Annotated in this window: 13 protein-coding genes and 2 pseudogenes; 10 read left to right on the forward strand and 5 right to left on the reverse strand. The window is 72.6% G+C overall.

Annotated elements, in window-relative coordinates; all coding sequences use genetic code 11:
• Nucleotides 1-22 precede the first annotated feature (22 nt).
• The 6 genes and pseudogenes from ACIRJT_RS28000 to ACIRJT_RS28025 all read left to right on the forward strand — a co-directional run bounded on the left by ACIRJT_RS28000 (nt 23) and on the right by ACIRJT_RS28025 (nt 4,173).
• Nucleotides 23-736: a glycerophosphodiester phosphodiesterase gene (locus tag ACIRJT_RS28000; protein WP_403914275.1), complete on the forward strand. Its 714-nt coding sequence runs from the start codon at nt 23-25 to the stop codon at nt 734-736.
• Nucleotides 737-817: 81 nt separating this feature from the next.
• Nucleotides 818-1,615: an SAM-dependent methyltransferase gene (locus tag ACIRJT_RS28005; RefSeq protein WP_403914277.1), complete on the forward strand. Its 798-nt coding sequence runs from the start codon at nt 818-820 to the stop codon at nt 1,613-1,615.
• An 86-nt stretch (nt 1,616-1,701) separates the two neighbouring features.
• Nucleotides 1,702-2,235, forward strand: a pseudogene (locus tag ACIRJT_RS28010) (sensor histidine kinase); the annotation flags it as partial.
• 28 nt (nt 2,236-2,263) lie between these two features.
• A complete protein-coding gene (locus ACIRJT_RS28015) occupies nt 2,264-2,599 on the forward strand; it encodes a sensor histidine kinase (RefSeq protein WP_403914484.1) in 336 nt (111 codons plus the stop codon).
• A gap of 163 nt (nt 2,600-2,762) precedes the next feature.
• Nucleotides 2,763-3,464: pseudogene (locus ACIRJT_RS28020) on the forward strand (response regulator); the annotation flags it as partial.
• A 172-nt stretch (nt 3,465-3,636) separates the two neighbouring features.
• The gene (locus tag ACIRJT_RS28025; RefSeq protein ID WP_403914487.1) at nt 3,637-4,173 is read left to right on the forward strand and encodes a serine hydrolase; all 537 of its coding nucleotides are present in this window, start codon (nt 3,637-3,639) and stop codon (nt 4,171-4,173) included.
• Nucleotides 4,174-4,391: 218 nt separating this feature from the next.
• Here ACIRJT_RS28025 and ACIRJT_RS28030 read toward each other — a convergent pair whose 3' ends face one another.
• Both ACIRJT_RS28030 and ACIRJT_RS28035 read right to left on the reverse strand, forming a co-directional pair.
• Nucleotides 4,392-5,555 carry a spermidine/putrescine ABC transporter substrate-binding protein gene (locus ACIRJT_RS28030; protein ID WP_403914280.1) on the reverse strand — a complete coding sequence of 388 codons (1,164 nt, stop codon included), beginning with the start codon at nt 5,553-5,555 and terminating at the stop codon, nt 4,392-4,394.
• Nucleotides 5,556-5,722: 167 nt separating this feature from the next.
• Complete coding sequence (locus ACIRJT_RS28035) at nt 5,723-7,162, reverse strand: gamma-aminobutyraldehyde dehydrogenase (protein WP_403914283.1); 1,440 nt, start codon at nt 7,160-7,162, stop codon at nt 5,723-5,725.
• Between the two features lie 177 nt (nt 7,163-7,339).
• On the opposite strand from ACIRJT_RS28035, the gene ACIRJT_RS28040 reads away from it, so the two are divergent.
• The 4 genes from ACIRJT_RS28040 to ACIRJT_RS28055 all read left to right on the forward strand — a co-directional run bounded on the left by ACIRJT_RS28040 (nt 7,340) and on the right by ACIRJT_RS28055 (nt 11,291).
• The gene (locus tag ACIRJT_RS28040; protein ID WP_007452460.1) at nt 7,340-7,831 is read left to right on the forward strand and encodes an Lrp/AsnC family transcriptional regulator; all 492 of its coding nucleotides are present in this window, start codon (nt 7,340-7,342) and stop codon (nt 7,829-7,831) included.
• The gene (locus ACIRJT_RS28045; RefSeq protein ID WP_403914286.1) at nt 7,816-9,195 is read left to right on the forward strand and encodes an aspartate aminotransferase family protein; all 1,380 of its coding nucleotides are present in this window, start codon (nt 7,816-7,818) and stop codon (nt 9,193-9,195) included. The genes ACIRJT_RS28040 and ACIRJT_RS28045 overlap by 16 nt, the downstream gene beginning before the upstream one ends.
• A 216-nt stretch (nt 9,196-9,411) precedes the next feature.
• A complete protein-coding gene (locus ACIRJT_RS28050; RefSeq protein ID WP_403914289.1) occupies nt 9,412-10,149 on the forward strand; it encodes an ABC transporter ATP-binding protein in 738 nt (245 codons plus the stop codon).
• Nucleotides 10,131-11,291, forward strand: coding sequence for a hypothetical protein (locus ACIRJT_RS28055; protein WP_403914292.1), 1,161 nt, complete (start codon nt 10,131-10,133; stop codon nt 11,289-11,291). The genes ACIRJT_RS28050 and ACIRJT_RS28055 overlap by 19 nt, the downstream gene beginning before the upstream one ends.
• A 49-nt stretch (nt 11,292-11,340) precedes the next feature.
• On the opposite strand, the gene ACIRJT_RS28060 is transcribed toward ACIRJT_RS28055, so the two are convergent.
• The 3 genes from ACIRJT_RS28060 to ACIRJT_RS28070 all read right to left on the reverse strand — a co-directional run bounded on the left by ACIRJT_RS28060 (nt 11,341) and on the right by ACIRJT_RS28070 (nt 14,329).
• Nucleotides 11,341-11,796 (reverse strand): SRPBCC domain-containing protein, encoded by a 456-nt coding sequence (locus ACIRJT_RS28060; RefSeq protein ID WP_403914295.1) that lies wholly within the window; start codon nt 11,794-11,796, stop codon nt 11,341-11,343.
• A gap of 104 nt (nt 11,797-11,900) precedes the next feature.
• The gene (locus ACIRJT_RS28065) at nt 11,901-13,109 is read right to left on the reverse strand and encodes a glycosyltransferase family 4 protein (RefSeq protein ID WP_403914298.1); all 1,209 of its coding nucleotides are present in this window, start codon (nt 13,107-13,109) and stop codon (nt 11,901-11,903) included.
• Complete coding sequence (locus ACIRJT_RS28070) at nt 13,106-14,329, reverse strand: glycosyltransferase 87 family protein (RefSeq protein WP_403914301.1); 1,224 nt, start codon at nt 14,327-14,329, stop codon at nt 13,106-13,108. The genes ACIRJT_RS28065 and ACIRJT_RS28070 overlap by 4 nt, the downstream gene beginning before the upstream one ends.
• Nucleotides 14,330-14,415 lie beyond the last annotated feature (86 nt).

Genomic DNA, 14,415 nt, shown 5'->3' on the forward strand with positions numbered 1-14,415 from the left:
CCCGGTCGTCGACAATGGCCCCATGGCCAACACCGTCACCAGTGTCACCGCCGTGGGGCATCGCGGCGATCCGTATCTCGCGCGCGAGAACACCCTGCCCTCGATCCGCTCCGCCCTCGAACGGGGGGCGGACGCGGTCGAGATCGATGTGCGGGTGACCCGCGACGGGGTGCCCGTCCTGTTGCACGACGCGACGCTGGAGCGGCTGTGGGGCCACGACCGGCGGCTGGACCGGCTGGACCACGCGGAGCTGACGGAGCTGACGGGCGGCGGGGTGCCCACGCTCCGCGAGGCGCTGCTCGCCGCCGGGACGCACCGGGTGATGGTGGACCTGCCCGGCTCCACGGACGCCTCGGTGAAGAAGATCGTGGGTACGGTCCGGGAGTGCGGGGCGGGCGACCGGGCGTACTACTGCGCGAGCGCGGACGCGATGCTGCGGGTGCGCGCCGCCGATCCGTCGGCCGAGATCGCGCTGACCTGGACCACGCTGGCCCCGCCGCGTCCGGAGCTGCTGGCCGCGGTGAGGCCGCGCTGGCTGAACTACCGCTTCGGCCTGGTGAGCCGGGAGCTGACGGACCGGGCGCACCGGGACGGGCTGCTCGTCTCCGCGTGGACGGCCGACACGAAGCGCACGATGCGCCGGCTGATCGAGCGGGGCGTCGACTCGATCACCACCAACCGGATCGACACGCTTCACCGACTGCTGGCCAACTCGGCCGGTCACGGCGGCTCTTGATCGATCCGGCATGATGGGAGCCCCGCACCGCCCGCCGCCGCACCGGGGCGCCGGGCCCTTGGGCATCGAGGAGCAGATGTGATGGACCCCCGACCGCAGACGGCCACCGCCCGGATACGTTCCGACGTCGCGCACAACGCCCGCGTGTGGAACTACTGGCTGGGCGGCAAGGACAACTACCCGGTGGACCGGGCGGTGGGCGACCGGGTGACCGGGATGTACCCGAGCATCGGTGAAGTGGCGCGCGCGGACCGGGCGTTCCTCGGCCGTGCGGTGCGTCATCTGGCGGGCGACGCGGGCATCGACCAGTTCCTCGACATCGGCACCGGGCTGCCGACCGTGAACAACACCCACGAGATCGCCCAGCACACCGCGCCGCACGCGCGCATCGTCTACGTGGACAACGATCCGATCGTGCTGGCCCACGCCCGTGCCCTGCTGACCAGTTCGCTGGAGGGCGCGACCGAGTACGTCGACGCGGACGCGCACCGCCCGGAACAGATCCTGCGGGCCGCCGAGCCCACCCTGGACCTGGGGCGGCCGGTCGCGGTGATGATGCTCGGCATCCTGAACTTCGTGCTGGACACGGACGAGGCGCGGTCCATCGTGCGGACGCTGATGGCGGCCGTGCCCTCGGGCAGCCACCTGGTGCTGACCCACCCGACGCTGGAGCTGGGCGGCGAGGGCAACGAGGCGGCGATGCGCTTCTGGAACGAGAACGCCACACCGCCCATCACCGCCCGCAGCAGGGAGGAGTTCGCCGGTTTCCTGGACGGTCTGGAGATCCTGGAGCCGGGGATCGTCTCCTGCTCCCGCTGGCGTACGAACCCGCGGGAGCGGGAGGTCGCGCAGTTCGGGGTGGTGGCCCGCAAGCCCTGATGCGCTTGCCGGTCCTGTCGGCACGGCTGCGCGGGCCGCGGGCCGTCGATCTGTGGATCACGCTCGCGGTGCAGGCCGCGGTGACCATGCCGTTCGTCGTGCCGCGCGCACCGGAACTGCCGGAGGCGACCTGGGGCGCCTACGGTCTGACGACCCTGACCGTGCTGCCGCTGGTCGCCCGGCGCCTCGCACCGGTCGCCGTGCTGCTGGCGACGCTCGCGGGCGGCGCGCTGTACACGCTGACCTTCGACGGTCCGGGCCAGCCGTTGCCGTATGCCGGACTGGTGACGTTCTCCACGGTCGCCGAACTGTCCCCGCCGCGCAGACGGCTGGCGGTCGCCGTGCTGGTCGGCTCGGCGGTGTTCCCGTCGGTGGCCTGGAACACGGGCGAGGCTCGGGAGTTGCTGTTCTCCCTGTTCGTGTTCGGTGCCGCGTACGCCTTCGGGCGGCTCAGCCACACCCGCCGGGCCTATGTGGCGGCGGTGGAGGACCGGGCCCGGCAGGCGGAGCTGGGCCGGCGGATCGAGGCGGAGCGGGCCGCGGAGCGCGAACGGGCCCGGATCGCACGGGAGACGCACGACATCCTCTCGCACGCGGTGAGCCTGATGGTCGTGCAGGCGGAGGCCGGGCCGGTGGCGGTCCGGGCCGGTGGCGGTCCGGGCCGCCCCCGAACGTGCGGAGGCGGCGTTCGACGCGATTTCCGAGACGGGCCGGGACGCGATGGTGCAGCTGCGCCGGATGCTCGGGGTGCTGCGCGAGGACGGCCCCGGCCGGGCTCCCGCGCCCCGTTCGCCGCAGCCGGGGCTCGCGGAGCTGCCGGCTCTGCTGGCACGGGTGCGCGGCGGCGGCCCGGAGGTCTCCTGTACGACGGCGGGGACGCCTCGCACGTTGCCGCAGGACACCGGGGCGGGGGTGTACCGGATCGTGCAGGAGGCCCTGACGAACGTCGTCAAACATGCGCGGGCCGACTGCGTGAACGTGTAACTGACCTACAGGGAAGGGGAGTTGACGATCATGGTGCGGGACGACGGGCCGGGACCCGGGAGCGGGCCGCCGCGCACGGCGGCACCGTGCGGGCCGGTGGCGGGCGGGGCTTCGAGCTGGTCGTCGGACTGCCGCTCGAGCCCGGGGCCGAAGGGGTGCGGACGTGACGGTCCGGGTGGTGGTCGCCGACGACCAGGAGCTGGTGCGCAGTGGTTTCGCGATGATCCTGGACGCGCAGCCCGGCATCGAGGTGGTGGCGGAGGCGGGGGACGGGGCGCAGGCCGTGGCGGCGGTGCGCCGGCTGCGGGCGGATGTGGCGCTGCTGGACATCCGGATGCCGGTGCTGGACGGCATCGCGGCGTGCCGGGAGATCGCCGCCGAAGGGGGCTGCCGGACGGTCATGCTGACCACGTTGGACGCGGACGAGTACGTGTACGAGGCGCTGCACGCGGGCGCGAGCGGCTTTCTGCTCAAGGACGTGCGCCGGGACGATCCGGTGCACGCGGTGCGGGTGGTGGCCGCAGGGGAGTCGTTGGTCGCCCCGTCCGTGGCGCGGCGGCTGATCGCCGAGTACACCTCGCGCCCGGCGGGCCGGCCCGCGCCGTCGGCCGACCGGCCGGCAGTCCTGACGGCCCGGGAGCGGGAGACCCTGCTGCACCTGGCGCGAGGCCTGTCCAACGCGGAGATCGCGGCGGCGCTCGTGGTGAGCGAGCACACGGTGAAGACCCATGTGAACGACGTGCTGTCCAAGCTGGGGCTGCGCGACCGCGTCCAGGCCGTCATCTGCGCCTACGAGACCGGGCTCGTGGCTCCCTCGGCCGGGGGAGAGACCGGTGGGCCCTCCCCCGGCCGGGGAGCGAAACCCCTGCCGAGGACCGCCCGGGCGGGTGATCCTCTGCGATCTCCGAGCCAACAGGATGGAGTCGAACAGCAGTTGACGACACTCTCTCCCTCGGAGGCATCCGGTGAACAGATCTGTCCGTACACTCCTGGCCACCGCCCTGGTCCTCGGCATCGCCGGCGGCGCTGCCGGGCCCGTGTCCGCGAGCGTCCCCGCCGACGGCGCTCCGGACGCCCGGGCCCTGCGCTCCGCGATCGACGGCCTCCCGCGCCCGGACGCCGTCGCCGCGCTCGTCCGGGTCGGCGGCACCGACGGGTCGTGGCGCGGCAGCGCCGGCGTGCACGATCGGCCGACCGACGGGTGGGCGGCCGGGGGCATCATCTCGACCACCGCCGATCCGGAGCGTTTCACCACCGCGCTGTTCGGCGGGCGGGTGGTGCGCGGGCCGCTGTTGGAGGAGATGTTCACGCTGCCCGACGCCTCGGTGCGCACCCACGGCTCCGGGGAGCCGGCGCGGTTCAGTGCCGGTCTCTCCGTGTTCACCCTGGGCGGCCGCCAGGTGTGGGGCAAGACGGGCGGCCGCTGGGGATACAACTCGGTGGTGGCGGCCACCCGCGACCTCTCCCGCACTCCGGTCTACAGCGTCGGCGCGACGGACGCGAAGGGGAAGGACGTGAACGCCACGGCGATGGGCATCGTGGTGGCCGCCTTCGGAGCGCCGCCCGCCGCGTGAGCCGGACGCGGCCTCGCGGTGGGGGCCGAGGCACCCAGCAGGTCCTCGGCCCGGCGGAGTTCGGTGACGAGCGGGAAAGCAGTGAGCCCGCTCAGCACCAGAGAGACGATGAAGAACACCAACCTCCCGCGTATGCGCCGCTCGAGGGCGTGTCGCTCGCTCATGTCCGCAGCGTACGCCCGTGTTTACCGCTTCTTTACGACACCTCTGCCAGGGCTTCACAAGCCGACGATGGAGTTCCACCTCTTGGCGAAGTCCATCCGTTCCTCGGAGGTGATGTCGCGTGCGATGGCGAGCCGTTCGCGCATCGCGTCGTCGGGGAAGATCAGCGGATCCTCGGCGAGCGCGGCCGTCTCCTCGTCCTTCGAGGAGGCCAGGACGTCCCGGGCGGCGGGCACGGGGCAGACGTAGTTGACCCAGGCGGCGAGTTCGGCGGCGACCTCGGGGTCGTAGTAGTGGTCGATCAACCGCTCGGCGTTGTGCTTGTGGCGGGCGAGGTTGGGGATCATCAGGGACTCCGCCCACAGTTCCGCGCCCTCCTCGGGGACGACGAACTCGATGTCGGGGTTGTCGGCCTGGAGCTGGATGACGTCGCCGGAGTACGCCTGGCAGGCGAGCACGTCGCCGGTGGCGAGGTCCTTGATGTAGTCGTTGCCGGTGAAGCGGCGGATGTGCTTCGAGCGGACCCGCTTCTGTGTCTGCTCGCAGATCTCGTGGAAGTCGTCGGCCGTCCAGCGGGTGATGTCGACGCCGTTGCCCTGCATCAGCAGCGCGAACGACTCGTCGAGCCCGGAGAGCAGGGTGACCCGTCCGCGCAGGTCGTCCGCCCACAGGTCGCCGGTGGACCGGATCTCGCGGCCGAGTTTCTCGCGGTTGTAGGCGATGCCGGTGATCCCGGACTGCCAGGGGACGCTGTGGCGCCGCCCCTCGTCGAAGGCGGGCGCACGCAGCAGTGGGTCGAGGTACGTGGCGACGTTGGGCTGCTCGGCCCGGTCCATCTCCTGGACCCAGCCGAGCCGGACGAAGCGGGCGGCCATCCAGTCGCTGATGACGATCAGGTCCCGGCCGGTCTCCTGGTGGTTCATCAGCGCGGGGCTGATCTTCCCGAAGAACTCGTCGTTGTCGTTGATCTCCTCGGTGTACGTGACGGAGATCCCGGTCCGCCGCGAGAAGGCTTCCAGGGTGGGCCGCTTCGACTCGTCCTCGTCGTCGGTGTCGATGTAGAGCGGCCAGTTGGCGAAGTGCAGAGTGTGGTCGGTGGCGGAGCTGTCGCGTCCGGCCCGGTCCCCGGGCTCGACGTAGGCCGCGGGCACCCCGCAGCCGGCCAGGGTGGCGCCGGCCGCTCCCGCCCCGAGGGCGCGCAGCAGGGAACGGCGGGACATGGGGTTCTTCCTGATCGCTCGCACCCGCGCAGAATGCCGGTCGGCGCTCGCGCGGGCAATGGACCAAGCGTCCAGCGGGGCGGGCCCGCCCCGCACACCTTGTACAGCGGGGCACGACAACGGCCCCGGGCCGAGGCCCGGGGCCGTGCACGGTCGCGGCGAAGCGGTCAGTCCTCGATGGACGTCATGACGTGCTTGATGCGGGTGTAGTCCTCGAAGCCGTACGCCGAGAGGTCCTTGCCGTAGCCGGACTTCTTGAATCCGCCGTGGGGCATCTCGGCGGCCAGCGGGATGTGGGTGTTGATCCACACGCAGCCGAAGTCGAGGTTCTTGGACATGCGCATGGCGCGGGAGTGGTTCGTCGTCCACACCGAGGAGGCGAGCGCGTAGTCGACGCCGTTGGCGTACGCGACGGCCTGCTTCTCGTCGGTGAAGGACTGGACGGTGATGACGGGTCCGAAGACCTCGTTCTGGATGATCTCGTCGTCCTGCTTCAGGCCGGAGACGACGGTCGGGGCGTAGAAGTAGCCCTTGTCGCCGACCCGGTGGCCGCCCGCCTCGACCTTGGCGTGGGCGGGGAGCCGCTCGATGAAGCCGCTGACCTGCTTCAGCTGGTTGGCGTTGTTGAGCGGACCGTACGCCACGTCCTCGTCGTCCGGCTGCCCGGTCTTCGTGTCGGCGGCGGCCTTGGCGAGCGCGGTGACGAACGCGTCGTGGATCGACTCGTGCACCAGGACGCGGGTGGCGGCCGTACAGTCCTGGCCCGCGTTGAAGAAGCCCGCCTCACAGACGCCCGCGACGGTCCTGGCGACGTCGGCGTCGTCGAAGACCACGACGGGCGCCTTGCCGCCGAGCTCCAGGTGGACGCGCTTGACGTCCTTGGCCGCGGACTCGGCGACCTGCATGCCCGCCCGTACGGAACCGGTGATGGAGGCCATCGCCGGGGTCGGGTGCTCGACCATGGCGCGGCCGGTGTCCCGGTCGCCGCACAGGACGTTGAAGACGCCCTTGGGCAGGATCTGCCCGATGATCTCGGCCATCAGGACGGTCGACGCAGGGGTGGTGTCGGACGGCTTGATGACGACCGTGTTGCCCGCGGCCAGCGCCGGGGCGAACTTCCAGACGGCCATCATCATCGGGTAGTTCCACGGCGCGACCTGGGCGCAGACGCCGACCGGCTCGCGGCGGACGATGGAGGTCAGGCCCTCCATGTACTCGCCGGCCGAGCGGCCCTCCAGCAGCCGGGCGGCCCCCGCGAAGAAGCGGATCTGGTCCACCATCGGCGGGATCTCATCGCTGCGGGTCAGCCCGATCGGCTTGCCGGTGTTCTCCGACTCGGCGGCGATCAGGTCCTCGGCCCGCTCCTCGAACGCGTCCGCGATCTTCAGCAGGGCCTTCTGGCGCTCGGCGGGCGTGGTGTCGCGCCAAGCGGGGAAGGCCGCCGCGGCGGCCTCCATGGCGGCATCGACGTCGGCCTGACCGGAGAGCGGCGAGGTCGCGTAGACCTCTTCCGTCACCGGGCTGACCACATCGATGGTCCGCCCGTCCGCGGCGTCCCGGAACTCTCCGTTGATGTAGTTGCGCAGACGGCGCACCTCGGTGGTCACAACCACCCCTCCTGTCGGCTGTCCGATGGGTGAGACGTCCACCCTAATCGTTCCGGTGACGCTTTCGACATACCCACCCGCCTCCAACTTCGGATTCAGTCAGATCGTGGCACTCAGACAACGAATTTCATCGCTCTGGGGTTGCGAGACAGACGAGGAGCGGTGCATGGTGGGTATGTGGCCAGTCGCAGCGCAGACTCCAGGACCGGGAACGGATCACCGCCAGCGGTCGATGCCGTCTCCCTCGCAATCATCGAGCAGCTCCAGGAGGACGGACGGCGTCCGTACGCCGCGATCGGCAAGGCCGTCGGCCTCTCCGAAGCGGCTGTGCGCCAGCGCGTCCAGAAGCTGCTCGACCAGGGCGTGATGCAGATCGTGGCCGTCACGGACCCGCTCACCGTGGGATTCCGGCGCCAGGCGATGGTCGGCATCAACGTCGAGGGCGACCTCGATCCGGTGGCCGAAGCCCTGTCGGCCATGGCCGAATGCGAGTACGTGGTCATGACCGCGGGCTCCTTCGACCTGATGGTGGAGATCGTCTGCGAGGACGACGACCACCTGCTGGAGATGATCAACAAACGCATCCGGACCCTTCCCGGAGTGCGCTCCACCGAGAGCTTTGTTTACCTCAAGCTCAAGAAGCAGACCTATATGTGGGGAACCCGATAGCCGTGAGCAAGGACCTCAGCCGAACCGCGTACGACCACCTGTGGATGCACTTCACCCGCATGTCGGACTACGAGAACGCGCCCGTTCCCACCATCGTGCGTGGCGAGGGAACGTACATCTTCGACGACAAGGGCAAGCGCTACCTGGACGGTCTCTCCGGCCTGTTCGTGGTCAACGCCGGTCACGGTCGTCACGAGCTCGCCGAGACGGCGTACAAGCAGGCCCAGGAGCTCGCCTTCTTCCCGGTGTGGTCCTACGCCCACCCGAAGGCCGTCGAGCTGGCCGAGCGTCTCGCCGACTACGCCCCGGGCGACCTCAACAAGGTCTTCTTCACCACCGGTGGCGGCGAGGCCGTCGAGACCGCCTGGAAGCTGGCCAAGCAGTACTTCAAGCTCAAGGGCCAGCCGACCAAGTACAAGGTCATCTCGCGTGCCGTCGCCTACCACGGCACCCCGCAGGGCGCGCTGTCCATCACCGGTCTCCCGGCCCTGAAGGCCCCCTTCGAGCCGCTGGTCCCCGGCGCGCACAAGGTGCCGAACACCAACATCTACCGCGCCCCGCTCTTCGGCGACGACCCGGTGGCCTTCGGCCGCTGGGCCGCCGACCAGATCGAGCAGGAGATCCTCTTCGAGGGCCCCGAGACCGTCGCGGCCGTCTTCCTGGAGCCCGTGCAGAACGCGGGCGGCTGCTTCCCGCCGCCGCCCGGCTACTTCCAGCGGGTCCGCGAGATCTGCGACAAGTACGACGTGCTGCTCGTCTCCGACGAGGTCATCTGCGCCTTCGGCCGGCTCGGCACGATCTTCGCCTGCGACAAGTTCGGCTACGTGCCGGACATGATCACCTGCGCGAAGGGCATGACCTCGGGCTACTCCCCGATCGGCGCCTGCATCGTCTCGGACCGGATCGCGGAGCCGTTCTACGAGGGCGGCAACACCTTCCTGCACGGCTACACCTTCGGCGGCCACCCGGTCTCGGCCGCGGTGGGCCTCGCCAACCTCGACATCTTCGAGCGCGAGAACCTCACCCAGCACGTCCTGGACAACGAGAACGCGTTCCTGACGACGCTGCAGAAGCTGCACGACCTGCCGATCGTCGGCGACGTCCGCGGCAACGGGTTCTTCTACGGCATCGAGCTGGTGAAGGACAAGGCCACCAAGGAGACCTTCACCGACGAGGAGACCGAGCGCGTCCTGTACGGCTTCCTCTCCAAGGCGCTGTACGAGAACGGCCTGTACTGCCGGGCCGACGACCGCGGCGACCCGGTCGTCCAGCTCGCCCCGCCGCTGATCTCCGACCAGTCGACGTTCGACGAGATCGAGGGCATCCTGCGGGCCGTGCTCACGGAGGCCTGGGCGAAGCTCTGACCGACACCGGGCCCCCCGGCCCATCGCCCACCGGCGGTCATTTCATACGGTTCAGCGGCCCGGATACGCCCCTTCGAGTGAGAAGGGGCGTATCCGGGCCGCGTGCTGTGCGCCCACACCGGTCCGACTATCTACGGTGCCGAGTGACCGATCGGCCGCGTCTTCGTTCCCCCGTACGGGGGAACGGGAAATCTGACCTGAACCGAGGTGTACGCCATGGTGGCCCCGCCGGACAACGACGTGATCTGGGCGCGTTCCCTGCACCACTCCCACAACGGATCGCCCGGTCTCGGCGGTGTCTCGATCGGCGTCCGGGACGCCGAGATCCTCGCCGTGACCGGCCCGCGCGGCAGCGGGAAGACGACGCTGCTGCACTGCCTCTCGGGCCGGCTCGTGCCCCAGGAGGGGGAGGTCTGGTTCAACAGCGTCCCCGTCCACACCATGGCTCCCCGGGTCCGCGAACAGCTGCGCCGCGAGCGCTTCGGCTGGATCGCCTCCGATCCGGAGCTGGTCCCGGAGCTGACCGTCTGGGAGAACGCCGCGCTGCCCCTGCTGCTGCGCGGCGTCTCGCACCGGGCCGCCAGGAAGGCGGCCGGGGAGTGGCTGGAGCGCCTGGACATCGCCGCCTTCGCCAGGAAGCGGCCGCACGCGCTCCTCCAGGCGCAGCGCCAGCGGATCTCGGTGGCCCGCGCCCTGTGCGGCGCACCGACCGTGATCTTCGCCGACGAGCCCACCGCGACCCTGCACCGCGCGGACCGCACCCAGGTGCTGCGCACCCTGACCACGGCGGCCCGCTCGCACGGCATCACCGTCGTGCTGGCCACGCACGACGCCGAGGTCGCGGCCCTCGCCGACCGGACCGTCCCGCTGCTGGACGGCCGCTGCGTCGCCACCGCCACCCTGCCCGCGAAACCGGAAGCGGAGGGCCGCGCGGCGTGCTCGCTCTCCGTCTAGCCCGCGGCTCCCATCCCCTCGTCCTGGTCCGGCGGCTGCTGGTGGCCGCCGCCTCGGCCGGCGTCGGGTTCCTCCTCCTGTGCGCCCTCGGATACGCCGCCGCGCACCCCGCCTCCGCCGGTTCGGTGCTGCGGCTGCTGTGGTGCTTCGTCCCGCTGGCCGCCACCGTGCAGTTCGCCGTGGCGGTGGCCCGGGCCGATCCGAGCACCCGTCCCCGGCCGGGTCTCTCCTCCGTGGGCCTCGGCCCGGTCCGGCTGTCCGCGCTGGCCGCGGTCTCCACCGCCGTCTCCACCATGCTCGGCTCCATGGTGGCCCTGCTCTTCTTCCTGCATCTGCGCGGCGATCTCACCGGGATGCCGTTCGACGGGGGCGCCTCGGAGTTCCTCGGCGCGGGCAGCCCGCTGCCGCCGGCCGCCGCGCTGATGCTGCTGGCGCTCGTACCGGTGGCCGCGTCGACGGCGAGCGCGCTGGCGCTGCGGACGCGGCCCGACCCGGCCCGGGACACCTTCGGCTCCGAGGAACTGCCCGAGCCCGCGCCGGCTCCGGCCGGACTCCCCTGGGGCGTCGCACTGATCGCCGCCGGACTCGCGGTCGAGGCGGTCGCCTCACGGGGCGCGACCGGGAACGCGTTCCCGCTGCCCGGACGGTACGACTCCACCCCGGTGGCGGTCCTGATCGGGTGGACGCTCACGGCGGTCGGCCTGGCGATGGCGGGGCCGAGCCTGACCCATCTGTGCGGGCGGGCGTTGCAGGCCGTGCGCCCCGGGGCCGTACGGCTGCTGGCGGGACGGGTCCTGATGGACGAGGCACGCCGGATCGGCCGCCCGCTCGGGGTCGTCTGCGCGGTGCTGTCCGCCGCGATCGCCGCTTCGGCGCTGTACGGGGGCGACGAGCGCCCGTACGGACCGCTCACCGCACTCGGCGCGGTGCTGGTCCTCGGCTGTACGACGGCGACCCTGCTGACCTCGGCGCTGGAGGCCAAGCACGCCCGCGCCCACACGGTCGGGACGCTGCTCAGCATGGGCGCTCCGGCCGCCGTGCTGCGCCGGGCGACAGCACTGCGTGCGGGCGCGCTGCTGGCCCTGTTCGCGCCGCTGACCTGGGCGATCGCACAGTTGGCGGCGCTTCCGCTGACGAGCTGAACCGCCGGGTGTTCCTTCTCGGAGGTACGGAGACGAGAGCCCCCGGGACTCAGGGGTGGGTGGCGAGGCGGGCGGCCAGGGCGTCGAAGAAGGCCTCCCAGCCGTCCTCCGCCGCCGCGTACTGCTCGGGGGTGAGGTTGCCGCCGCGCTGTTGGAAGGCCAGCTCGGTGGTCCCGTCGCCGAGGTCGCTGAAGGTGACGGTGACGATCTCGCCCTCGGCGTCCTTGGGCGCCGAGGCGTCCAGAAGCGTGAGGACGAGTCCGTCGGGTTCGCTCACCTCGCGGTAGACCCCGCGGAAGGGCATCTCCACTCCCGGCATCACGATGACCAGGCTCCACGCGCCACCGGGTCGCACGTCCATCGCCACCCGGTCCAGGGGGACGTCCGCCTCGCCCCCGTACCAGGCGGCGAAGTCCTCCGGTGAGGTCCATGCGGCGAAGACACGCTGCTGAGGGGCGTGCAGGACGCGGGTGAGGTCGATGCCCTCGCGGGTGCCACCGGTCATGATCACGGTCCTTGTCCGATCCGGCCGTCCCGCGCCGCCGGAGCGCCGGGCGCGGGGTTGTCCGCCTCCAGACTGCCCGGCCCGCCGCCCCCCTGCCACGCCGGTCAGGGGGCCAGCAGTCCCGCGAGGGTGTCGTACGCCCCCTCCCAGCCCCACGCCTCGCGGACCCACGCCCGGCCCTTCTCCCCCATCGCCCGGGCCGCCTCCCGGTCCCGCAGCAGCGCCACGAGCCGGTCCGCGACCGCGGCGACGTCGCGCCCGTCGACCACGTGTCCCGTCTCCCCGTCCCGTACGGTGTCCGGCGCGCCGCCCGAGTTCCCGACGAGGACCGGCAGCCCGGCGGCGGCGGCCTCCAGGAAGACGATGCCCAGCCCCTCCACCTCCAGGCCCCGTCTGCGGGTGCGACACGGCATGGCGAAGACGTCGCAGGCCGCGTAGTGCTCCGGCATCGCCGCGTGCGGCTGCCCGCCCGCGAGGACCACCGCGTCCGCGACCCCGGTGTCCGCCGCGAGCCTGCGCAGGGTCCGGGCGTAGGGCCCGTCGCCGGTCAGCAGGAGCACGGCGTCGGGTACCGCGCGCCGCACGGCGGGCAGGGCGCGGATCAGGGTGTCCTGGCCCTTGCGGGGGACGAGCCGCGCCGCGCAGAGGATCACGGGCCGCCCGCCCAGGCCGTACCGCTCGCGGACGCCGCCCGCCGGAGGGCGCGTGCCGCCCCACGCCCCGGCCCGTACGGCGTCGCGCGGCCACTCCCGTACGGCTTCGGGTGCCGCGGCCCGTACGCGGAACGCCTCCGCGTCCACCCCCGGCGCCAGGCGCACCATGCGGCGGGCGGCGGCCGGGCCGAGCGCGGCGGCGATGGGCGCTCGGGTCGCCTCGCCCAGGTAGGTCACGGTGTCGGCGCGGTCGCCGATCCGCCGGAGCAGGGTCCGGGCCCCGGGCGTACGGGCCCACCACACCTCGTGCCCGTGCGTCGTGGCCACGGCCCGCCGCACCCCGCTCTCCCGGCGCAGCCGGCCCGCCAGGAGCCCGAGCGGTGCGGCGGCCCCGAACCAGACGCTGTCGCAGCCGTGGTGGCGGGCGATCTCCACCGCGCGGGCGGCGACGCGCGGGACCGGGAGCAGGGTGCGGGACGGGTCGCGGACCACGGGGTGGGACAGGGCGGCGTCATGGGCGGCCGCCCCGGGTTCGGCGGAGGTGTAGACGACGACGGAGTCCGTGGGGAACCGGCTGGTCATGGCGTGGACGAAGGTCTCGATGCCGCCCTGGCGCGGCGGGAAGTCGTTGGTCACCACGAGGGTGCGGCGGCGCGTCACCGGGAGGCCTGCTTCCGTACCCGTACGAGTTCCCGCACCCGTTCTCGTATGCGGTAGGGGTGGGCGGGCGGCTGCCGGGCGAGGGCCCAGGCCGTGAGGACCACCGGGTGCACCAGATAGCCGAACCGGCTCGCGGGCATGAACGCGATGGCCAGGAGCAGTCCGAGCGCGAGCCGCGCGGCGGCGGCCGACGCCGTCCCCGGGGGCCGGACCAGCAGGGAGACGGCGAGGAGCAGGGCGCTCACCCCGAGCAGCAGGAGCGCCAGGGTCCGGCCGCCGGGGACGTGGGTGGCGAGCAGATGACCGGGGAGCGGGCTGGCGGCGGACGAGACGGCTCCGGTGAGCCCGAGGGGGAAGTCGACGACATGGGCCCGGAAGGCTCCCGGGTCGCGCAGGGCGGCGGGCAGGACGAGCACGGCGGCGGTGAACAGGGCGACGAGCGCGCAGCGCAGGGCCGCGCGGCTCCCTCGGCGGCCGTCGCCCCCGGAGGCCGTGGCGAGCAGCGCGAGGGCCACCGGCACCGCCGGCCACGCGGTCCACTTGAGGGCGGCGGCCAGACCGAGTGCCAGGCCCGCCCGGCCGGCCCGCCCCCGCCCTGCCCCGGCCAGCCCGAGGCACATCAGCCCGGCCACCGGCAGATCGACGCCGCCGACCGCGAGCGGCAGCGCCACCAGGGGGCAGGCGGCGAGCCAACGGGGCGCCTCCCGGCGAAGCCCCGCCGGGAGGGCGAGGGCGAACGCGCCGAGGAAGGCGGCGCCCATCCACAGCCGGGGGTCGGTGAACAACCCGGGCCCGGCCACCGCCTCCGGTATCCCGAAGGCCGCCATGCCGGGGAGGTACGGGTTGAAGTCCTCGGGCACGGCGGGCCGTTCCGGATAGGGCGTCCCCTCGGAGAGCAGGAGCCCCGCCGAGCGAGCGACGACGTCGACCTCCAACTGCGCCCGGTCCACGGCGAGAAGCACCAGCAGAGGCAGCAGCACCGCGCCGGCGACGGCGACCGCCCCGGCCGTACGGGGGCTCCGCCCGCGGGCCGCGAGCACCGCGGCGGCCGTGTAGCCGAGTGTCGCGGCGGCTCCCCAGACCCGGTGCGGGCCGAGCGAGGAGAAGGTCCCGAGCGCCAGAGCGGTGGCCGCGCAGAAGGCCCACCAGGCCGCGTCGCCGGGCAGCGCGGGACGGTCCCGGTGCAGGTCGGAAGGGGCGGGGAGCGCGAAAGTGGCCATGCGTCCGAGGCTAGGAACGTGCCGTTCACGGAGCGTCACACCACCGTCCGGTCCTTGAGCTCAACCCGTGGCATGAGACGGCGCCG

Source organism: Streptomyces sp. NPDC102283 (genome assembly GCF_044766265.1).
Taxonomy (GTDB): domain Bacteria; phylum Actinomycetota; class Actinomycetes; order Streptomycetales; family Streptomycetaceae; genus Streptomyces.